This is a genomic window from Caballeronia sp. LjRoot34 (assembly GCF_964253815.1).
GTDB lineage: Bacteria > Pseudomonadota > Gammaproteobacteria > Burkholderiales > Burkholderiaceae > Caballeronia.
Genome location: NZ_CAXUSB020000002.1, coordinates 1,708,941 through 1,731,234, shown reverse-complemented (window position 1 = coordinate 1,731,234; position 22,294 = coordinate 1,708,941). Strand labels below are relative to the sequence as shown.

At 58.3% G+C, this 22,294-nt stretch carries 13 protein-coding genes; 6 read left to right on the top strand and 7 right to left on the bottom strand.

Annotation, left to right across the window (positions count from 1 at the left end; all coding sequences use genetic code 11):
- The first annotated feature begins 20 nt into the window (after positions 1-20).
- The 3 genes from ACSQ36_RS27315 to ACSQ36_RS27305 all read left to right on the top strand — a co-directional run bounded on the left by ACSQ36_RS27315 (position 21) and on the right by ACSQ36_RS27305 (position 3,141).
- Positions 21-920, top strand: a complete 900-nt coding sequence (locus ACSQ36_RS27315) for an NAD(P)-dependent oxidoreductase (protein ID WP_436184384.1) — start codon at positions 21-23, stop codon at positions 918-920.
- Between the two features lie 201 nt (positions 921-1,121).
- The gene (locus ACSQ36_RS27310) at positions 1,122-1,577 is read left to right on the top strand and encodes a GNAT family N-acetyltransferase (RefSeq protein ID WP_436184383.1); all 456 of its coding nucleotides are present in this window, start codon (positions 1,122-1,124) and stop codon (positions 1,575-1,577) included.
- Between the two features lie 163 nt (positions 1,578-1,740).
- Positions 1,741-3,141: an FAD-binding oxidoreductase gene (locus ACSQ36_RS27305; protein ID WP_436184382.1), complete on the top strand. Its 1,401-nt coding sequence runs from the start codon at positions 1,741-1,743 to the stop codon at positions 3,139-3,141.
- A 17-nt stretch (positions 3,142-3,158) separates the two neighbouring features.
- Here the strand turns inward: ACSQ36_RS27305 and ACSQ36_RS27300 are convergent, their stop codons facing one another.
- From ACSQ36_RS27300 to ACSQ36_RS27285, 4 genes are all read right to left on the bottom strand, one after another.
- Positions 3,159-4,409 (bottom strand): D-amino acid dehydrogenase, encoded by a 1,251-nt coding sequence (locus tag ACSQ36_RS27300; RefSeq protein ID WP_436184381.1) that lies wholly within the window; start codon positions 4,407-4,409, stop codon positions 3,159-3,161.
- Between the two features lie 115 nt (positions 4,410-4,524).
- Positions 4,525-5,454 carry a LysR family transcriptional regulator gene (locus ACSQ36_RS27295; RefSeq protein WP_436184380.1) on the bottom strand — a complete coding sequence of 310 codons (930 nt, stop codon included), beginning with the start codon at positions 5,452-5,454 and terminating at the stop codon, positions 4,525-4,527.
- 106 nt (positions 5,455-5,560) lie between these two features.
- Positions 5,561-10,663, bottom strand: a complete 5,103-nt coding sequence (locus tag ACSQ36_RS27290) for an autotransporter outer membrane beta-barrel domain-containing protein (protein WP_436184379.1) — start codon at positions 10,661-10,663, stop codon at positions 5,561-5,563.
- A gap of 1,054 nt (positions 10,664-11,717) precedes the next feature.
- Positions 11,718-12,509, bottom strand: a complete 792-nt coding sequence (locus ACSQ36_RS27285; protein WP_213765347.1) for an alpha/beta fold hydrolase — start codon at positions 12,507-12,509, stop codon at positions 11,718-11,720.
- Between the two features lie 211 nt (positions 12,510-12,720).
- Here ACSQ36_RS27285 and ACSQ36_RS27280 point away from each other — a divergent pair, with 211 nt between their 5' ends.
- Both ACSQ36_RS27280 and ACSQ36_RS27275 read left to right on the top strand, forming a co-directional pair.
- The gene (locus ACSQ36_RS27280; RefSeq protein ID WP_436182245.1) at positions 12,721-13,818 is read left to right on the top strand and encodes an IS5 family transposase; all 1,098 of its coding nucleotides are present in this window, start codon (positions 12,721-12,723) and stop codon (positions 13,816-13,818) included.
- Positions 13,819-14,003: 185 nt separating this feature from the next.
- Positions 14,004-15,485: an HD domain-containing phosphohydrolase gene (locus ACSQ36_RS27275; RefSeq protein ID WP_436184378.1), complete on the top strand. Its 1,482-nt coding sequence runs from the start codon at positions 14,004-14,006 to the stop codon at positions 15,483-15,485.
- Positions 15,486-15,577: 92 nt separating this feature from the next.
- Here ACSQ36_RS27275 and ACSQ36_RS27270 read toward each other — a convergent pair whose 3' ends face one another.
- From ACSQ36_RS27270 to nadC, 3 genes are all read right to left on the bottom strand, one after another.
- Positions 15,578-16,939 (bottom strand): MFS transporter, encoded by a 1,362-nt coding sequence (locus ACSQ36_RS27270; RefSeq protein WP_436184377.1) that lies wholly within the window; start codon positions 16,937-16,939, stop codon positions 15,578-15,580.
- Positions 16,940-17,064: 125 nt separating this feature from the next.
- Positions 17,065-18,870, bottom strand: coding sequence for a phosphonate metabolism protein/1,5-bisphosphokinase (PRPP-forming) PhnN (gene phnN, locus ACSQ36_RS27265; RefSeq protein WP_436184376.1), 1,806 nt, complete (start codon positions 18,868-18,870; stop codon positions 17,065-17,067).
- A 7-nt stretch (positions 18,871-18,877) separates the two neighbouring features.
- Positions 18,878-19,714, bottom strand: a complete 837-nt coding sequence (nadC, locus tag ACSQ36_RS27260; protein WP_436184375.1) for a carboxylating nicotinate-nucleotide diphosphorylase — start codon at positions 19,712-19,714, stop codon at positions 18,878-18,880.
- Positions 19,715-20,581: 867 nt separating this feature from the next.
- Here nadC and ACSQ36_RS27255 point away from each other — a divergent pair.
- Positions 20,582-22,129: a methyl-accepting chemotaxis protein gene (locus tag ACSQ36_RS27255; protein ID WP_436184374.1), complete on the top strand. Its 1,548-nt coding sequence runs from the start codon at positions 20,582-20,584 to the stop codon at positions 22,127-22,129.
- Positions 22,130-22,294: the final 165 nt, after the last annotated feature.

Below are 22,294 nucleotides of genomic sequence, written 5' to 3'. Positions count from 1 at the left end.
ATCACTGTCAAGGAAGCATCATGTCGGAACATATGAAGTTGGGCTTTGTGGGTGTCGGCGTCATGGGGCGTCCCATGGCGCGTCGCTTGATCGAGCACGGTCATTCCCTGGTGATCTACGATCGCGACGAGCGCGCCCTGGCGGAGTTGTCAGCGATCGGCGCGCAGGTGGCGAGTAGCGCGCGCGAAGTGGCCGATAGCGCGCACGTCGTTTTCACCAGCCTGCCTACGCCCGCTATCTTCAAGGAAGTCGCATTGGGTGCGGACGGTTTGGTAGAGGGCAAGACGATCAGGATCCTGGTAGACCTGTCCACCGTCGGCTCACGCACGGAACAGGAAGTGGCGGCGGGACTGCTTGAAAAAGGCATCGAAACCGTCGATGCCCCCATCAGCGGCGGCGCGGCCGGCGCGCAAAAAGGCACACTCGCCGTCATGGCCGCGGGCAAGCCGGAAGCGATTGCTCAGGTAAGCGAACTATTCAATATCTTCGGGAAGGTGTTCATCGTAGGGGAAAAGGCAGGTCAGGCACAATTGCTCAAGCTGCTGAACAACATGCTTTCGTCGACGGCGTTTGCGATTACCTCTGAAGCGTTCGTAGCCGGGGTGAAGGGCGGGCTCGACCCGGACGTGATGATGTCAGTGTTCAATGCGGGCAGCGGCAAGAACGGCGCGACGCTCGATAAATTCCCGAAGCAGGTGTTGCCGCGCACGTTCGATTTCGGCTTTCCGATCGGCAGCGTCTGCAAGGACATCGGACTCGCGGTGGAAGAGTGCCAGGCGCTCGGCGTGCCGATGTGGTTAGGTAACACCGCACGTCAGGTATGGAATTACGCGGCAATGCAGGACGGCAAGGCTCGCGACATGACTGAACTCGTCAAGTATGTCGAGAGCTGGTCGGATGGCAAGGGTATCGCTGGTTAGACGGTGCCGTAGATATTCTTGCGTGCATTGGAAGAGCCGTTTGCGCCTTCGCAACGCGGGGCTCTTGCTTGGTCGAGGACTGCGGGGAAGCTGAGTATGTCGGCTAACGGGCCGATGATGCCCTGTATGCTCACTTAAAACAAATTTCCGAAGCGTGGCGTACTTTAACTTCCTTTTCGTCAAATTTCCCCTTCTTCAGCCATGGCTATAGCCTTCGAATCACCCGATCAGCCTGACGTAATCGCCCTCATTGCCGAGCTGGACGCTTACCAGGATACCCTGTACCCGCCAGAGAGCAGGCACGCCCTGGACTTGACGTCGTTGAAGCAACCCGACGTCTTGTTTGCCGTTGCGAGGGATAGTACGGGCCAGGCAATCGGCTGTGGGGCGATTGTCCTCTGCCCTGAATTTGGCGAACTCAAACGCATGTATGTCAGTCCTCGCGGCCGGGGGCAAGGCGTCGCCAAAAACCTCCTGGCTCTGCTCGAGTCAGGGGCAACAGGCTCTGGCTGCAAGTTACTCAAGCTTGAAACCGGGCCGTACCAACATGAGGCGCTGGCTTTCTATGCCTCAGCCGGCTATGAGCGCCGGGGACCGTTTGGCGATTACACGAACGACCCACTGAGTGTGTTCATGCAGAAACACATCGCGGCCTGAGGCTTGGTTTCGTGAGTCAATTCGCCCTATCAACTTCATCTCGGCCGGAACTGTGCATCAAACTAAAATCGGCGGTGTAGTGTTCCTTGGCGGTTATACGATTGGGTGATCAGAATATAGAGTGCGGCGGCGCGATTGAAGCCGTGCATCGAGGAGACAGGAGATGGAAGCAAACGCAACACCAGGCGAAGCAGTCAGCGCGTTACGGGAAGCGCTCGGCGCACAGGTTGTGGCGTTGCCGAGTGAGTTTGGCGATCGCCGTGTCGAGGACTGGAGCGGACTGCCGAGCGCGGTGCCGCTGGCGCTCATCAGGCCGCGCGACACCCGCGAGGTCGTGGCTGCGCTCGAGATTTGTACTCGCTACTCGCAGCCGGTCGTCACGCAAGGCGGACTGACAGGATTGGTAGGCGGCGCCAATCTACGCGGCGACGAGGTCGCGCTAAGTCTTGATCGCATGAACCAGATCGTGGAGATCGACGCGGTGTCGGGCACCATGACGGTTCAGGCCGGCACGCCGCTGCAAGGGGTTCAGGACGCGGCCAGCGCGGCCGGCTTCTATTTCCCTCTTGACCTCGGCGCGCGCGGCAGTTGTTCCATTGGCGGCAACCTCGCCACCAACGCGGGCGGCAATCGGGTCATCAAGTACGGCATGATGCGCGACCAGGTGCTGGGCATAGAGGCCGTGCTGGCGAGCGGCGCGGTCGTGGGCGGCCTCAACAAGATGATCAAGGACAACGGCGGCTACGATCTGCGCAACTTGCTGATCGGCAGCGAAGGGACGCTCGCGGTCATCACCCGCGCGGTGCTGCGTCTGCGTCCAAAGCCCACGGCAACGGCCACAGCGTGGTGTGGACTGCCCAGTTTCGACGCCGTCACCACGCTGCTGCGGCGCGCTCAGGCAGGGCTGGCTCCAGGTGTATCGGCGTTCGAGGTCATGTGGGCGGGTTATCACGATACCGTGCTTGCCAACCTGGACAATTTGCGTGCCCCGCTTGACTCGCCGCATCCGTTCTATGTGTTGCTGGAAAGTGTTGGAACCGATCCCGTCCGGCACGGTGACGCGTTCGAAGAGTTCCTGGCGGCGATGCTGGAGGAGGGCGTAGTGACCGACGCCGCGCTGGCTTCGACCGAGGCGCATGCGCAGGCGTTCTGGGCAATCCGCGATGCACCCGGCGAATATCAGCGCTTCATCCCGAATCACGCGGCTTACGACGTGAGCTTTTCCATTGCGCAAGTGGGCGAGGCCGCGTCACGCTGCGAGGCGCAACTGCGCGCCCAATGGCCGGACGCCACGATCATGATCTACGGCCATCTTGGCGATGGGAATATCCATATCGTGGTGGACGTGCCTCGCCTGCCGAAGCACGATCACGATGCAATCGACCAGGTCATCTACGACGTGACGAGAAACTTCCGGGGATCCATTTCCGCAGAGCATGGGATCGGCATCAAGAAGAAACACTTCCTGCACCTGACGCGTTCGGAGGCGGATGTAGCGTCGATGCGCGCGATAAAGCATGCACTGGACCCCGCGCGCATCCTGAACCCCGGCAAGATTTTTTAGCGTGGCAATGAGAGCGCTTACAGCGTAAAACCGTCGAGCGGCACTGCCGGAGGGCGCCGTGCGATCAGATCTGCAATCGATCGGCCGCTTGCGAGCGCGAGTGTAAAACCAAGTGCACCTTGTCCGAGGTTGAGCCAGAGGTTTTCGTATTGCGTTGAATCGATGATCGGGGTGCTGTGCGGCGTGGCGGGCCGAAGGCCGCACCAGACGGTGGCTTCATCGAAATTACCGGCGCTCGGAAACGCCGCAGCCGATTCAGCGCGTAGCGTCGCGACGCGAGACGGATCGACATCCGCTTGACGACCGGTGACGTCCGCCATGCCGGCGATCCTCAGCCGGTCGCCGAGCCGGGCATAGACGATCTTGCGTTCAAAGTCGGTGATGCTGATGTGCGGCGCGTGGCCGTGCGGGTCGACCTGGGTGGTCAGGCTATAGCCCTTCAACGGATAAAGCGGAACTCGCAGACCTAGCGGCTTGAGCAGCGCGGCACTGGCGATGCCGGCTGCCAGCACGATTTGATCAGCATCGATGGTCTTGTCGTTGGCCACTGCCTCGACCCGTTGGGCGCGAGCCTTCGCGCGACGCAAGGCCGTGACCGTCGTACCGAGCCGGAATTCCACGCCGCGTGCTCGGAGCAGACGGCTCATCTCGACACAAAACTGATAGCAGTCGCCGCTGTCTTCGCTGGGCGTGAAAATGCCTCCTTGCAACTGCGCGGCGAGATGCGCCAGTGCCGGTTCTTTCTGCACACACTCGTGGGTATCGAGCGCTTGCTGTTCGCAGCCGAGCGAGCGTTGGTAATCGAGCAGGCGCAATGCGGCGTCGAACGAGGCGCGCTTGCGGTGCACCACCAGCTTGCCGGCATTCGAATGGCTGAAGTGCAAGCCTGGCTCGCTGGCCCGAAGTTGCTGCATCAAGTCACGGCTCAGGAACGAGAGCGCCAACAATCTCCGGGTAGACAACTCGCTTTTACGCTGCGTGCAAGCACAGACAAACTGCGCAAGCCAACGCCACTGGTCCGGGTCGAGGCGCGGTCGAAAGCGGATCGGCGAGTCACGGCGCAACAGCCAGGACGGCAGCTTTGACAGTACCCCCGGACCGGCGAGCGGTGCGACATAGCTGTACGAAAGCTGTCCGCCGTTAGCAAAGCTGGATTCGAGTGCAACGTCCTCATTGCGTTCTACGACGGTGACGGTGTGGCCGTCCTCCCGCAGATACCAGGCCGTGGCCAGACCGGTGACGCCGGCTCCAAGTACGAGCACATGCATGGGATAGGTCGATGGTTGGTTGAGCTGGAGGACATTGTTCTGCGGCTCGCAAACGGCGTCCAATACCGACCAGCGCTCGCGCTATAGCCGCCGGTTATAGCGCTCGCGACGGCATCTAACTCCGCGACGACTCGCCGGTCGATGTCCTGGTCGATGCACCGGGCGCGTCGTCACGCAGGAACTGGATGAGCCGCTCCGCTGATTGCGGCGGCGGTCGCGAGTGTTCGGTCACTGCGTACACCTGCAGGGTTTCGTTAATCGCGAGCGGCCGGATCTGGATGTCCGGATGAGGCTGGGGATAACTCGCCGTGAACGAATCGACTATCGCGATGCCGATGCGCTGCTGCACCAGCGACTTCGCAAGCGGATAAGTCTGCACCGACAAATTGCTGACTGGGGGCTGGGCCGCCACATCGAGCCACGCGGAGAGGATCGCCCCAAGGTAGTCGTCTGGATCGATGGTGATCAGCGGTTGCCCTGCCAGATCGTCTGCTGTCAGCGGCTGGTCGAGCAGGGTGTCCGCCCACCAGCCGGCCGGTGCAATGGCGCACAGCGTACTTTCGCACACGGGCGTGGCAACCAGGTTGGGATGGGAGACGGGCCGCATGGTCAGCCCGAGTTCGATCTCGTCGAACAGCAGCGCGTGTTCGATCTCGCGGGTGTGTGCGACGCTCAGTTCGCACTTGGACTGCGGGAACGCGCGGCACCAGCGCGCCATGACCTGCGGCAACGCGTAGTGTGCAAGCGCCGGCGTAGCTGCTACCCGCAACGGTCGGTCAGCGCCGTGCGCCAAGCTCGTGACAAGACGCCGGATCCGCTTGAGTTGTTCATCGAACGGGCCGAGTTCTTCGCGCAGCCGCAGCGCCTCGGGGGTGGGTACAAGTTTGCCTTTGCTGCGCAGGAACAGCGCGAAACCGGCGGACTGCTCGGCGTGCTGCAGCATTTTGCTGACGGCGGGCTGCGAGATGTGCAGAAGCTGGGCCGCGCCGTTTGTCGAGCCGGTGAGCATGATCGCACTGAAGATTTCGATATGTCGCAAACGCACCTGAGTCTCCCTGGATTGACATCGCCATGCAGCTTACGACACATACTGATCGTTTGGAACAAGGCCCTCGGGCAGAGCCGCCTGCGAGTTATATAAGCCGCCCTTATCACCACGCATACTTGACCCCTGCGCGCACGACATACGCGTGATAATTCTGCGCGCCCCATGCGCCACTCACGTTGCTCCAGGCGCTCCAGTCCTTGCCAAGATCGCCATTGAGCCCGAGCTTTACCTCATAGCGATTCGCTGGATAAAGACTACCTGCCGGTATCTGATTAAACGAGATCGAGCTATCGGTACTCGTGTGCCACCAGTTCGCCGTGGCGTAGAACTGCATTTTCTTGTTGGCGCTGCGCTGGAAGGTGCGTTGCAGCCGCAGTCCAAGCCGGGTAATCACACCGCTGGAATCGGCGCCATTCACATGCGTGCCATTGGGCTCGGTCAGTGAGTCTTCCTGATAGTCGACGTAGATCAACTGGCCTTGGGGTTCGAGCACCCAGTTGTTGAGCGGCGTAAACGCATAACCCAACTCACCCGAGATCGCCCAGCCGCGCGCGTTGTAATTCACCGTGGGCAAGTCTTCGCCTGAAACGCTATTGTTAAACCAGCCGTATTGCAACGACGTATCAGCATAAACGCCAAGCCGACTTTCATCGTTCTGATACCAGGTGGCATAGGCGCCAACGCTATAGCCCGCGACGTTGCCGCGCGCAGTCGCCGGGTTGCCAGCGGCTTCTGCGTTGCTTTGGGCGGTCTCGTAAGTTGCCATCAGCCCGAGATGAAGCAGATCAGCGCCGGGTGTGAGCTTTTTCTGGGCGACTTCTGCACCGCCTTGCATCAGGAACGAATCGGTGTTCACGTGGAAGGTGCCGTCACTGCTATCGCTGCCTTCGTTACGCCCCTCCATGTGCAGCCAGACTGAACCGGGACGACCTGAGCCATCGCCGTTCACCGCGCTTTGCGAGGTTCCGCTCGCGCGGTCATCCAGACTATGCACGAACATTTCCCCGGCCACATGCTGGTTCGCCAGATAAGCGGCCACTTCGGGGCGGAAGAGCGGTTGCGGTGGGCTAGGGGGCGTTGGAGGCGAAGGCGGTGTGGGCGGCGTGGGAGCTTCAGAGCGCAGATACCAGTTGCCGTCCGCACTTTGCTCACCCCCCTGAAAGAGCTGATATTCATACGGACCTGCCACTACCCGTCCACTCAGCATGAACGCGCCAGCGGCCGAGTGCGTGGGATCCTGAACCTGAACCACCATGATGCCGTTATCGACGCCCGCCGCTCCGGCACCGCCGATATTGTTCACCGTGAGTTGCGTGGCGCCCTTGGCACCGACGGCAGTGGCGCCAGCAATCAGTAAATCGGAGTTCGATGCGGCGCCGCCTTCGTTCAACACAGTATCGATCATGAGCTTGCCGCCGTTGGAGGTATACGTGCCGCCTACCGTCATGCGGTCGCCCGCTGTGCCATTAGCCATCGTCACGATGCCATGATTGTCGAGGTTGCCGGCAACCGTAAAGCTCGCATCGGGGCCATTGGCGAAAGCGGGCAGCGCATTGCCTACGCCAATCAAACCATCATTAATCACCGACCCGGTGACCGTGCCATAGCCGCCCAACGCACCCGCTGCGCCGACCGTGACCAGGCCGCTGCCCGCTAAATTGGCGTTGGTGTGCGCAGCGTCGCCGATGGCGAGCGTGCCAGTATTGACGTTGGTATTGCCACTGTAAGTCTGGATGCCATTGAAGACCAGTTTGCCGGTGCCGTCCTGGGTGACTGATCCGGTGCCGCTGATGACGGAATCGAAAATTAAGCTATCCGAATGATTGAAGATCAAGGCGGCGTTATCGGTGATGTCGCCCGAGACTGAGCCGGTGGTGCCGCCGTTGCCCAGTTGCAGGGTACCGGCGCTGATAGTGGTGCCACCGGTGTAGGTGTTGGCGCCGGTCAGGATAGTCGTGCCATTGCCCGCTTGAGTCACTGAACCGGTGCCGCTGACCGCTCCGGCATAGGTCGTAGTATCACTGCGGTTAAACGTGAGTGCTGCGTTGTCCGTGATGTCACCAACATAGCTGCCCGTGGTTCCACCATTGCCAATCTGCAAGGTCCCGGCGCTGATCGTCGTGCCACCGGTAAAAGTATTGTCACCGGTGAGAATCAGCGTGCCACCGTTCGCATTCAATGCGCCACTGCTGCCGCTGATGGCGCCGCTGAAGACGCCGCCATTGTTAATCGTCAGATTACCGGCATCGATGTTAAGCGTGCCTGCGCCACCGAGCGCGCCGATCGTCTGCGTCTTGCCATTGATATCAGCCGTCGTGCCCGCATTGAGGGCGAGTAAAGATGTGTTGCCCAGTGCGTTGTCGCTGCCAAGCACCAGCGTGCCGCCGCTAACAGTGGTGGTGCCGGTGTAGTCATTGGCGGCATTGATCAGAGTGATGCTGTTTGTGGCATCGATTGTGAGATTGCCGCTACCGGTGATCTGCGCCTTCATGTCGGCGCCCCCGGCGGGGTTGGGGGTGTCGCCAGCGAGCGTGAGGGTCTGGCCGGCTTGCAAAGCAAGCTGGCTAAGGCCGTAACCCGCATACAAGCCAGTGTTGGCGCCGGTACTGAGCGTAAAACTGTAAGTGCCGACAGCAACCGTGTTGCCGCCTTGGGTAATATTCTCGGCCGAGGTGGCGAGCGGGTTGCCCGCCAGATCGGTGAGCGTCAATCCTGCGGTACTACCGGTGACACTGGTTGCGCTAATCAGTTGCGTGTTGGCGCCATCGTCTTGCGTGAGCAGGTTCCCGGTGGGGTCGACCGCACTGCCTGGATCGATGCGCACGGTGCCGCTATTTAAAGTGAGTGCGCCGGTGCGGATGGTGCCGGAGAGCAGGTTTGCGAAGGCGAGCGTATTACCGTTAAGCGCCAGGTTGCCAATGGTTTGCACGCCCGCGCCCACTGTCGTGGTGTTGCCAGTATTCAGTTGCAGGGTGGCGTTCGTGAGAGCGGCGGTGTTATTGGCAGAGAGATTAAAGGTGCTTTGATTGAGCGTGACATTGCCGGTAAAGGTGCTGCCCGCGCCAGTGCCGAAGTCGAACGTATTGGTGGCGCTGCCAAGCGACACGGCGAGCAAGCCAGTGCCGGTAAGCGCGTTATTGAACGCGTAGTTGCCACTGACGGGGGTTAAAGCGAGCATGCCGACACTGGCGATATTGACTGCACCACTGCCGATAGCGCCGGTGCCGGTCAGTTGGAGCGTGCCCGCGTTGACGGTGGTGCCGCCGGTGTAGGTATTGTTGCCCGTGAGGGTGGTGGTGCCGGTGCCGGCTTGCGTGAGCGAACCGATGCCGCTGACTACGCCCGCATAAGTCACCGCATCCGAGCGGTTAAACGCTAACGCTGCGTTGTTGGTGATATTGCCGAGAATCGAACCGGCGGTGCCACCATTGCCCAGTTGCAAGGCGCCTGCGCTGATCGTAGTGCCACCGGTGTAGGTATTGTTGCCGGTGAGGGTTGTGGTGCCACTGCCATTTTGCTTCAGTGACCCTGTACCGCTGATGCTGCTACCAAAGCTCAATGCATCCGAGCGATCAAAGGCCAGAATGCCACTATTGCCGACACCGCCTGAAGGGGTGACGCTACCGCTGGTGCCGCCATTGCCTATTTGCAATGTACCTGAAGTTATTGCCAAAGAGCCTGAATAGGCGCTGTTGCCAGTCACGATAAGCGTGCCGGTACCGGATTGTATTAGCCGTCCTGTCCCGGAGATCGCTCCGCCGTAAACTAGCGTGTCTGAACGATTAAAGGTCAGGCTTTGACCTTGATTGCTCACGTCTCCAGTAATACTGCCGCTGGTACCACCATTGCCGATTTGCAGCGCCCCATTCAATGTGGTGACACCCGTATAGGTGTTGTTGCCAGTCAGGATCAATGTGCCAGATCCGGCTTGGGTAAGGCCGCCGGAACCACTGATAACGTTGCCATAAGTCAGGTTATCGGAACGGTTAAAACGCAATTGACCGCTGCTATCGACCAGCACATTGCCACTGACACTACCCGTGGTGCCGCCGTTACCAATCTGTAACGTGCCGCCGCTTGAAATGCTCGACCCGGCTCCCGCCCCGGCATTCGTCACTTGACCCGTAATGACCAGCGTACCGTTTTGCACGTTTAACGCCGCTGCACTGGGGGCCGTTGTTCCCACGTTACCGCTCAATGTCCAGGTGCCACTGTTCAGGGCAGAGACGGTGGTAAAGCCGCTAAACGCGTTGCTCGCGGTACCATTGCCTTGTAACACGAGCGTGTTGCCCGCGCCTGTGCTGGTAACCGCGCCGTTCAACACGCTGCCGGTTTGCAAAATAACCTGGGTGTTACTACCACTAATACTGATGGCAGTGCCGCCTGTACCAGTAATTGTTCCGGAATTGGTCAGCGTTCCTCCTCCGCTGCTTTGCAGTGCGACGCCGCTGCTGCCGCCTGAAATGGTGCCGCTGTTCACCAGGGTCTCGACCCCTGTACCGCGTAACAGTGCACCATAGGCAGAGCCGCTGATAGCGCCGGCATTGTTAATGGTGATTGACCCGCTGTTATTCAAAATACCAACGCCGCTGGTGCTACTAATGGTCCCGGTGGCACTTTGCGTGACAGACCCGCCAGCAAGTACCAACCCACCTGAAGAGCCAGAAATAGCGCCATCGTTTACCACGTTGATCAATGCAGTGGCAGGGCCTCCACTGTAAGAGATGCCATAGAAGCCCGCAGAGCCAATATTCGCTCCGTTGTGGTTGGTAACCGTACCGCCATTCGGCAGAAAGATGCCAGCCGAGTTCGGACCGGCACCTTTGATGGTGCCGAAGTTATCTATCAGGGCTGCATTGACCGTAGCCGAGCTGAGCAAAATCCCCGCCGTATTGCCATTACCGTTTGCTGTAATCGAGCCGTTGTTGGTCAATTGCCAGTCTTTCGAAGTATCACCGGAAATAGCGGTGCCGCTAACGGTGACCGTGGTTGTTACTGGTGCAACGAAGATAGCGGTGGTGGGGTCGAGCGTTTGTAAGACAACAGGATTGGTTGAACTATTGATGGTGGTGGCGTAGAGACTTCTTGAGGCAGTTGAGCCTAATACAAACGGAACTCCGATAAGCAGCGCTTTGATCGCCGCTTTTATCAATGGATAACGTAACCGAAGAACTAATATTTTTCTTGAGGAATTCGTTTTTTTCATTTCCGCCCCATGTAAAACCACTACACCTTCATAGATCAAAGCGGCCACTGTTCAGAATATTCCGGCACTACGAAGCAATCAGGGAAAGTAAGTATTTTTATATTTCAGCGCTTTTCCACGGAAACATATTTATTCGTTATGCGAAATAAAACCTACCTCGTGCCGCTGGTCATAGAGTGTTAAGTCAAGCGCAAACAGTCAGGCTGGCCTACCTTCAAGAAAAAATAGTTTTTCAAATGTACTGCATCATGACGAGAAAGGCGAGGCAATGAGCATTGCCGTTAGCTCGCATGAAACAGTTGCCAGTTTTTGCATAAATTTGTCAACGCCCTACTGAAATCTGGTTTAACAGTTTCAAAAACGAGCGATTTGATGGCATGCGTTACGTCACGCATGCCGAAATAAAGGCGGCGAGTTTTGACTATATTGAAGTCTTTTACGCTCCCGAAGGAAGTCCTCTTACGGGATAATCGAAAACGGCTGCATTTGACGCTTGGACTAAAGCTCACCAATCCAGTATCTCGACCGCCGGATCAGCGAACAAAATCAGGAGGAGCGGGTTGCATAAAATCCACTTCCTGGAAGACGAAATATCGAGGGAACTTCACCGCTCCTGTTTCCGGGGAGCGGTGAAGTTCGACATGGATACATATTTGGAGGGAGGTCTTACGCGGATAGCGCGGGGTGAACCTTCTGCAGGTTCAATCACTGGTGGCGAAGCGTGTGGGTATCGGTGTTCGGAGAAGGAGGGTTTCACACATCGGTGGCTCTGGCGAGCACCGTGCTTTTGGGGCACCTATGAATAGAAACTGCACGCTGTGGACACTTAGGGTAGAGCGGTTAAAGCGCTTTCTTTGCTTCGTTTCTTTGTCGCTTTGGACAAAGAAATGACGTGCCGCCACGCACAGTGGCTAATAGTGATAAAGAGAAAATCCGACTCTTGCAGACCGCTAACACTGAAAGCAGTAACCCGGCATCGACCCCGACCACTAACACCGAAAGCAGCACCCCGCCATAACCCCCGACCACTACCCCAAAACCCTCCCACACCAACTTACTGCACCGCCCGCGCCGCAGCAATAATCGCCGCAGCAACCTCCGCTGGCTTTGACAGCATCGCGACATGGCTCGCATCAACCTTGACAACAGTCGCACCGATCTGCTGCGCCATTGCGGCCTGCAAAGCCGGCGGAATCATGCGGTCCTTTTCCGTCAATACGAACCACGATGGCTTGTTATGCCAGGCGGCCTCCGACACCTTGTCATCGGTGCAGCCCGCGAACCAGGGACCTTGAGTCGCGGCTACGAGACGGGCTTGTGCAACAGGCAGATCCTGGGCGAAGTCGTGAATGATTGCATCGGTAGAAAGTGTCAGATATCCGGCGGAATCTTTCTGCAGCGCGGACGCCCACGATGGCGCCGGTTTCCCCTTCAAGATGTCGTTGATCGACTGGTCCTTGTCGGGCGCAAAAGCGGCAACGTACACCAGCGCTTTCACCTTGTCGTCATTGCCGGCTTGCGTAATGACTGAACCGGCCCAGGAATGGCCGACCAGTATGACGGGGCCGTCCTGTTGTTCGATCACCCGCTTCGTCGCCGCTGCATCGTCATCGAGCGACCTGAGCGAATTTTGCACCGCCACCACGTGCAAGCCTTTTGCCTGAAGAATCGGGATAACCTTATCCCAGCTCGATCCATCGGCGAACGCGCCGTGCACCAGCACCACGTTTTTGCCCTTCAGGTCATCAGATGAAGACGCGGCGCTGGCTGGGGTGAACGCGGTAAGCGACAACAGGCCTCCAAGCAGCAGCGAAGCGGCCAGGCATTTTTTGAGCAGGGTGTTCATAATGTGAATCCTCTTGAAGAAATCGGGTTAGGAAGGAAATCAGTTGCGGATTGGAGAATGCGCTGATTGGGTGATCTCTTGTATCGGTCAAATGACCGAGCCTGCGCCGATCCAACGAGCGCACTAACAGGCTGCGGAAATACCTCACTCCGAAGTCACCCAAAAGGTCAGTTCAAACGTTGTTAGTAAAGCCCCCCAACTGAGAGAAGCGATGCGCGGCGCCGATACCTTTACCGAGAATCTATTCACCTTGCGTAAGCTGGAGGACTTTGTTCCAGCAGATCATCCGCTGCGCTCGATTCGCAAGATGGCCAACGCAGCGTTGGCCAAGATGGACCGCTTGTTTGCCGGGATGTACGAGGCTGATATCAAAGGTGGGCGGCCCAGCATTGCCCCGGAGAAGCTGCTGCGCGCGATGCTGTTGCAAGTGCTCTATAGCATTCGCTCGGAGCGCCAGTTGATGGAGCAGGTTCAATATAACCTGCTGTTTCGTTGGTTTATCGGGCTGTCGATGGACGATGCCGTGTGGGTGCCCACCGTCTTCACCAAGAACCGCGAGCGCCTGATCAAGCATGACGCGGTCATTGAGTTCTTCAACGAGGTTGTGGGCATTGCCGAGAAGAAGTGCTGGCTTTCCGGTGAGCACTTCAGCGTCGATGGCACGTTAATTCAAGCATGGGCCGGCCATAAAAGCTTTGTGCGTAAAGACGATGATCAGGATAGCGAAGACGGTGGGAACTTCAAGGGCGAGACGCGTAGCAACGAGACGCATGAATCGAAGAGCGACCCGGATTCGCGGCTGTATCGCAAGGGCAAAACGGCAAGCGAGCTACGCTACATGGGCCACACGTTGAGCGACAACCGCCATGGGCTGATCGCCAGTGCCGTGGTGACGCTGGCCGATGGCTATGCCGAGCGCGAAGCGGCCAAAGTACTGATCAACGATGCCCGCCAGGCGCTTGGCGATCCAACGCGCGAGATCACGCTGGGGGCAGACAAAGGCTATGACGCCGCAGAGTTCATCAAGGCTTGCCAGGAAATGAACATCACGCCTCACGTGGCACAAAACAAGTCAGGCCGCCAGTCGGCAGTGCCCGAGTCAATCGCCGGGAGTGCGGGCTATGCGGTGTCACAGCAAAAGCGCAAGCTCATCGAACAGGGTTTCGGCTGGGCCAAGAGCATCGGCGGTATGCGCCAGGTGATGGTGCGCGGCTTGAAGAAGGTCGATCAGATGTTCGTGCTGACGATGGCCGCGTACAACCTCGTGCGCATGCGCACCTTGGGACAACTCCGTGCGTTGCAGCCGTAGTGAACCAAAAATGCGCAAGAGAACGTCATAAACAAGTCCGAAAACCGAAATTAACCGGTCCATATTCCAAACTATGAGAAATCCCCCGCTGAAAATTCTGATCACGCTCATGGCTCAGTAAAGTCGGCCTGTATTTCCGCAGCCTGCTAAGCGAAAAGAGAAAAGAGAAAAATGAGGCGAAACTGATGCAAGACGACTCTGCTATCCGGGTGCTGGACGCCATCAAGGCGCTTGCGTTTATCGGCGACCTCAGCATGGGGCAGCCAACCGATCATTCGATGCGTACCGGCTGGATTGCGGGACGGCTCGCCGCCGACGCCGGCCACGACGAGACGCAGTGCGGTGTTGCCATGGAGGTGTCGCTGCTGCGGTGGTCGGGCTGCACGGCAAACGCAGCGGGTTTCTCGGAGTGGCTGGGCGACGACGTCGGCAGCAGGGCGGACATGCTTGCGATGCGGCCCGGATGGGCCGGCGACGACGAAGCATCGGGACGGCTCGGTGCGGCCATTACGCCGCTGGCGCAGATTCACTGCGAAGTATCGGGCGAAGTCGCGCGCATGCTCGGGCTAGCGGGAGCAACCCAGGTGGCGCTGCGGCACATTTTCGAAAGTTGGGATGGCTGCGGTTTCCCGCATCAGACGCAGGGCGGCAACGTGCCCGACGCCGTGTTTCTCGTCGCGCTGGCTGGCGATATCGAGATTTTCAGCCGTATCTACGGGGTGGAGCAGGCAAAGGTGCTGATAACCCGGAAGGCCGGTCATCAGTATCCGCAAGCGCTTGCGCAACTGGCATTGTCTCGCGCGCCAAAATGGCTGAACGAGCTTGACCAGTGGAGTACGTCGGCGCGCGATGAACCCTTGAACACTCAACCGATGCAGCAAACGAGCGCGCCGGAAATCATTGCTGACGTGATCGACCTGAAGCTGCCCTGGATGGCGGGCTATTCACGGCGCGTGGCGAACGCGTCAGCGGTTTGCTGCGCGCGCCTGGGCCTTGACGAGGAGACACAGCGCCGCGTGTATCTCGCAGGCTTGATTCACGGCATGGGACGCGCGGCGGTGCCGAACTCGGTATGGAACACACCGGGCCGTTTGCCCACGGGAGCCTGGGAGAAAGTGCGGCTGGTCCCCTACTGGACCGCACGCGCAGGCAAGCAGATCGGTGCCCTCGCTCGCGAATCGGAGATTGCTTCGCTTGCCTATGAGCGGCTGGACGGTTCAGGCTATTTCCGGGGCGCAGAAGGCGGTGGCATTGCGCGTGAAGGCCAGGTGCTCGGTGCGGCCGCCGCCTGGGTCGCGTTGCGCTCGAAGCGTCCCTGGCGGGAGGCACACTCCGCTGAAGATGCCGCAACCTTGCTCCGCGAGCAGGCGTTGGCAGGGCGATTCAATGCCGATATTGTCAGTGCGCTAATCTCGAATGAATATGACGCGTATGACGGCGGCGTAATTTGCAGTAAACCCCGCTCGGCCCAGGCACCGCTTCTGTCGCCTCGGGAATCGGAGGTGCTTCGTCACATTAGCCTGGGCGCCAGTAACAAGGAGGTGGCAAAGGCGCTTGAGCTAAGTCCCAGTACGGTGCGCACGCACGTCGAAAGCGTGTTCCGCAAGCTCGATTGCTCGACGCGTGCGGCGGCTACCTTGAAGGCGTCGACGCTTAATTTGATTTGATTAGGCGACTTCTTCGACCGCGCTGACGTCGGTGCCGGTCAACGAGTATCGCCCCGGGAAGCAGCTGACTTGCAACCCGGGGGCAACAGACATCAGGGACGCACTTCATCCGAAGTCAAATCACGGTTCAAGTCGCTGCTGCTTGCCACCTGCTTGATGAGCTCTTTAGACGGCTCTGCAACCGGGACTTGCTGGGTGTCAAACAGCGGCTTCTCAGGATGCACAAACAACCAGAGCACCGTGCCTAACGCGGCCGCCAGTGCGATGACTATCAAGGCGCTACCCCAGTTACCGGTGAGCTTCACCATGAAAGCGACGGTAACGGGTCCCGCGACGTTCGATGCGGCTCCCCACAGATTAGTCCAGCCAGACATCACGCCGGTAAAATCCCGCGCCAGGTCCTGGGCTGCCGACCAGACGACGACTTGCACAAAACCCACCGCAGCGAATGATAAGCACAGGAAACCAACGACGGCCGCAATGTTCACGGCATATGAAGCCAGACAGAGGGCGATAGCGCTAACAAGAAATCCCACCATGGCGACCGGAGCGCGAGCGGCCCAGACCGATTGAGTACGCTTCAATATTTTGTCGCATACGATCCCCGCCACGAACACCGCCACGAATACGGCGATCCATGGAAGCGACGCCGCAAACCCCATGGACTTAAGCGAGAGTCCACGTGCGCGCATGAGATAGGTTGGTAGCCAGGTCGTGTAGAAACTCTGGATCAGGACCAACAAAAAGTACTGGATACCGAAAAGCCAGAACCGCGGATGCCGGAGACACTTCAGAAATAATCCTTTGGCGACAGCCTCCGGTTCCGACTGTCCCGCAGCAATATAGGTTGCTTCCTCAGCGGTAATCAGGGGATGCCGCGCGGGCACATCGCGATAACCGAACCACCACGCGATTCCCAGTACGAGGCCTATTGCACCGAACACATAAAAGACGGAGTGCCAGCCGAACTGCAAGATCATCCAGGCAGTAAGTGGTGCGGAAATGATGGGTCCAAGATAGAGCCCCGCCAGGAGAAAGGAGTTACCCTTCGCGCGTTCATTCTTGGGGAACCAGCGTTTCACCGCGAGCACGCCGCTTGACCAGTCAGCGGATTGCGCACCTCCGAGCAGAGCGCGGCAGCCGACCAGCCAGTTAAAGCCCACGCCGAACGGCGTCACTATCATCATCAAGGACCAAAGAGCGCTCGTTCCAAACAGGACCTTCCTCGATCCATGACGCTCGGCCAGCCTTCCCGCAGGGATCTGTCCCAATGCGTACGTCCAGAAATAGATAGTCAGGATCACTGACATCTCGACAAGTGACAGTCCGAGCTCTTTCTGGATCGTGGGGGCGGCGATCGTCATCGCGGCGCGGTCCAGCGTCATGACGAAGGTGATGGGAGCGATCAGCAACGAAACAATCCCCCACCGCAAATTGCCGTTTCTTTTTGGCATTCTCACTGCTCCAAGGATAATTAACCACGCGCTGTTATGGAATCACTGCTACCGATGCGGTCTTGCCAATTGCTTTTCAATCGATTCCCCAATCTCTTCCCCAATCGCCTTCCGGTCGTCATGCCTCAAGCGGAGGGAAGGGGCGTGCTATTCATGCTGTCAACGCAGATGTCATGCGTGCACGTTGTTTGGGCCAACAAAGCTGCTGCCGAGACAAGCCCTTCGTCAGCGCCATGAATACGAAATAGTCCGTCCCCGGGCTCGACTTGCTGACCCACCGCGGCAAGAAGATCTACGCCGGCACCCGGATCCGTCGGAGCGCCGGCTGTTCGCGCAATTCCCGCGATGGCCCAGCCATCAATGCTGGAGACGACGCCGCCCTGCTGCGCCACAACCGTTTGTGCAAACCTGGCCGGCAAAACCGGCGGTACTCGCCGGCCCTGGCTATCGACAATGCGTTCGAACGCACTTCGAGCCTGGCCGGAAGAAAGCAGCGTCTCCGCGATCTGCCGGCCCTTTGAAACGGTGCCTACGGCCGGTGCCCAAGCAAGAATCTCTGCCGCGAAACGAAGGGCTTTTTCGCGCAGGTCGGCGGGTGCATCGGGGTCGTTGTCCAGCACCAGCTTGACGTCCCGTACCTCGAGCGCAGGTCCGATGCCACGCCCGATCGGGCTGCTGCCATCGGTGACCATGGCCTTGACGTGCAACCCCAGGCCCGCTGCGACATACTCGAAAAGCTCACCTAACGCGCGTGCTTCGAGTTCGTCCTTTAGCTTGGCGTGCGGACCGTAAGGAAGATCGATGATGACGTGCGTGGATCCTGCCGACCACTTCTTGGATAGAATTGATGCAACGGACCAGCGGTTTGAATCGAGGCCCAGTGGTCGGGTAAATGCATTGATCCGATCGTCAATCAACGAGTGATTCAACCGTCCGTTCCATGCAATGCAAGCGCGCGCTTCACTGACGCAACGACGTACCTCTGCGCTGGTGAGATCGACACGGGCGACGGTTTCCATTGCGTCGGCAGTACCTGCGGCGGAGGTGATTGCTCTCGATGACGTCTTTGGCATTGCAAGCCCGAACGCCGCCACAATAGGGACTACGATCAAGGTGATCCGGCTACCCGGGACGCCTCCCATTGAATGCTTGTCAACGAGCATTGGCTCGTCCCAAACGATGCGCGGCGTCAGCTTGCAACGCACCTTTGCCAACGCGAGTACTTCGGCGTCAGACAGGTTTTGCGACGCGTGTAAAAGGAACGCGTTGATATCCCGGTCCGAATAACGCAGTGCAAGAATGTCGTCGAGCACAGCGCTATATTGAGCTTCGTTCAGTGCTTCGCCTGCGATCTTTGCCTTCAGGGCGCGCATGCTGGGCGGAGCAGGTTGCGTGGCACGGCCAAGCGCTGCGACGAAACGTTCTATCCCCTGCTCAAGCGTTCCGTCATTTAATACCTTCAATGTTTCAACGTCAGCAGAGGTTGGTTCGACCTGACGAGCCACGCGTTTTAAAACCTCCTCTGGGGTTTCCCTGCCTCGCGCAAGAATTCTTGCGGCGAGCACGGAAGCGGGCGCGCTCACTTCGACTACCACCAGCCGCGGCACGCGAGTTGAAAGCGCGTCGATCATTGCTCGTGACCCATTCGCGATGACGTGATGCCCCTGCGAAAGTGCATTGAGGAGATCACGACGCAACCCGTACCTCAGTCCGTGTGCCGACCAGGTAATAAGGAATTCTCCTTGGCAGTCGAGACGCGCGAACTCGGTTTCATTAAGCGCTTCGTGATCTTCACCCGGCGAGCCGTGAGGCCGGGTGACTACCCGACGCGCAAAGACGAAATCGCTGAGAACTTCACGCGCGCCGTCAATGAGAGAGTCTTTGCCGGCGCCACTCGGGCCGACCACAAAAAAGAAAATTCCGTCGGACATGAGGTTATTACTCCGCCTCGTCCAGACCGATGTCAACGCACACCGAAGCCTGGTTTATCTTGCTCGTGGAGATATAGTCGACGCCCGTTTTCGATATTTCCCCGATGGTTGCGAGGCTGATACCGCCAGACGCTTCAAGCTTCGTACGGCCATTGACCAGCTTCACGGCCTTCGTCATTTCCTCGACGGACATGTTGTCGAGCATGATCACGTCAACGCCGGCTTCCAGCGCTTCCTCGACTTGCTCGATGCGGTCGCATTCCACTTCGAGCTTCGTCAACACCGGCAATTGGCGGCGCGCACGTTGCACAGCCTTCATGATTCCGCCACAAACCGCAATGTGATTGTCTTTAATCATCACGCCGTTATCAAGTCCGAGGCGGTGGTTCAAGCCCCCGCCGCAGGTCACCGCATGCTTCTCCAGCATGCGCAAACCGGGTGTGGTCTTGCGTGTGTCGATCAATCGTGCGCGCGTTCCCGCGACTGCCTTGACATACTCCGCGGTGAGGTTGGCAATGCCCGACATACGCTGCAGGATGTTAAGCGCCGTTCGCTCAGCGGTCAGTACGCTTCGCGCATTTCCCCGTACGTCAAGAAGCACAGCCCCTTTCTTTACGTGGTCACCGTCCTTGACGCGTACGACTACGTCGAGCGTTGAATCGTAGCGCTTGAACACCCGTGCTGCGACGTCGATACCCGCCACGATCAGATCCTCGCGTGCATTCATGAAGAATGCTCCCGTTTCGTTCGCTTCAATCATGACCTGTGCGGTGAGGTCACAATACCCAATGTCCTCGGTCAGCCACGTGTCAATCAGGCGATCCGTTTGAAATACGTCGTACATGTCCATCTCCTAGTGTATGAAAAAACAATTGTTGCTGCTGTATCGGTCCGGGCGTCAGGACTCACGGCTTTTTCTTTTTTGATCGACAAGGGCGTCGGAAAGGGATGCCCCTTAAATCGAACACAAAAAATATCGGACTACGAAATAGATAAGATTTAAAACGCTAGCATGGCAGCGTGGTCAGTCAGTCTTACTGGCGTTGATGTACCTGTCGTTTCCGCCTGCGATTACAACGTCCACGCTCAAAAGCTATGCCCGGCCCGGACACTGGGCAGGTTGAACCGACGGCGGCGGCCGTGACGAACTCAAAGCTTGCTGGTCCGGTGTCGCGTTTGTGTCGATAGCTATCAGTAAGGACCGGCGAGCAACGCGCCCGGCGCCAGGCGTTCGAGGTTCCATTCGCGCAGCATGGGCAGGCCGTAACAGCGGCGGAAGGATCTGCCCGATACGCAAGGTCTTTGTCATCTGGTCGACTCCTCCGAAGCGCGGCATCAGGTTGCGTTTGATTTCTGAAAGTCTAGTGTTCACATTATAATTTGGCAAGATATCTAAGTATATTTTTGTTGGTGCATGTGTGCTTTAGTTTGGTGAAAACCCTTATTAAATGCCTCATTTAAGGGAATACCCCATTTGAAGTTGCGCGCATGGAAATGATCTTCTTCAGGAAAAATTCAATGTGTACACTCGATATGACTTTATTCAACCAACCTGGACAACGGACTGTCGGCGAGCGCAGGACATGGAGGGGGTGAAGCGCGCTCTGCAGCAGGGCGGGAATCTGCAAAACATCGAAGAACTCGGCGAGAACTATCAAGTATCCGGGTTTCGTGCCGTACAACGCTTAGTACACGACTCTATAAAGACCTCATGAAACGCCTTACATTTCAGCAACAGTTGTGGATTCCTTTGGCGCTCTCCCTGATTTGCCTCATCTCCGTGGCGGGTTTCGGGGCTTACCAGACTCGCGAGGTCCGTCTGGAAGAAAGACAGCATTCGTTGAAGGACGCTGGAGATATTGCAATGAGCATCACGCGCCGTTATGCGGCGCTGGCCGCTGACGGAACCTTGTCGACGCCTGAAGCGAAGAAGCAGGCACTCGCTCAATTGCGAGCGATCCGTTATGGCGCTGATGGATACGTATCCATCGTCGATTCAGACTGTCATGCCGTCATGAACCCTTCCAAGCCGGAAACCGAGGGCAAGTACTTTGGCGACTATCAGGATTCCAACGGGAAGTACGTGTACCGCGCGATGGCTGCGATTGCGAAGGGGTCTGGCGATGGGTTCGTTGACTATGCTACGCCCCGGCTCGGTTCGAAAGAACCCGTTCGAAAGCGCAGCCACATCGCCACCTTTAAGCCCTGGGATTGGTCGTTCGTGACGGGTGCTTACCTGGATGACATCGACGAGGCATTCAACGCATCGCTGCGCCAGTTGGTCGTGCTCGTCGCCATCATCGCGGCCATGCTGTCTGGTGTTGTGTACCTTGTGAACCGAAGGCTAAACCGTTCGCTAGGTGGCTCGCCGGAGTATGCAGCGCAGGTCGTGGGCGCTACAGCAGGGGGTAACCTCGCGCAGCACATAGACCTGCAAGCCGGCGATCGGGGCAGCCTTCTGTTCAAGCTTCAAGAGATGCAGGCGCAACTGCGTCAGGCGGTGGTCGCGATTATCGGCGCGGCGAATTCCATTGGAACGTCAACAGATGAGATATCGTCGGGCAACGCTGACCTGTCAAGAAGAACCGAGGAGCAGGCCGCGTCGTTGGAGGAAACTGCTGCAAGCATGGAGGAGCTTACGTCGGCGGTGAGACAGAATGCCGACAACGCGCGACAAGCTTCGGTGCTCGCCGGCGATGCCTTTTCCATCGCAAATCGCGGTAACGACGTCGTTTCGGAAGTCGTCGCGACCATGGATGAGATCACCAGCAGTACGAAACAGATTGGGGAGATCCTTGGGATGATCGAAGGGATCGCGTTCCAAACCAATATCCTCGCACTCAACGCGGCTGTCGAGGCCGCGCGGGCCGGTGAACATGGCAGGGGATTCGCGGTTGTTGCATCCGAAGTCCGGAATCTCGCGCAGCGTTCATCGACCGCCTCCAAAGACATCAAGAGATTGATCGAGCATTCGAATGGTCGCGTTCAGAGCGGCGCCACGCTCGTCGATAACGCCGGCCAGTGCATGAAAGAGATACTGGTTTCGGTTCAACGCGTCACCGCGATCATGAAGGAGATCGCGTCGGCCTCCGAGGAGCAAAGCGACGGGATCGAACAAGTCAATCGGGCCGTTACCCAGATGGACGAAGTAACGCAGCGAAACGCGGCGCTTGTGGAGCAGGCGGCAGCGGCTGCAGTGTCAATGCGCGAGCAAGCTCATGGACTTGTAGAGAGCGTGGCTGCTTTTCAGGTCGACTGAGTTTATCCTCCGCGCTCCGTAAACAATGGCCCCATAAGCGCCCGGTTAAGCAGACTGGTGCATAATTGGGGAACGGCCAGCCAGTCTTCGCTTTGCGGCGGTTCACGCCCTGTGAATCGCCGGATCAGCTTCTTCGCCCTTCAAAAAATTACGTTGGATGGCCAG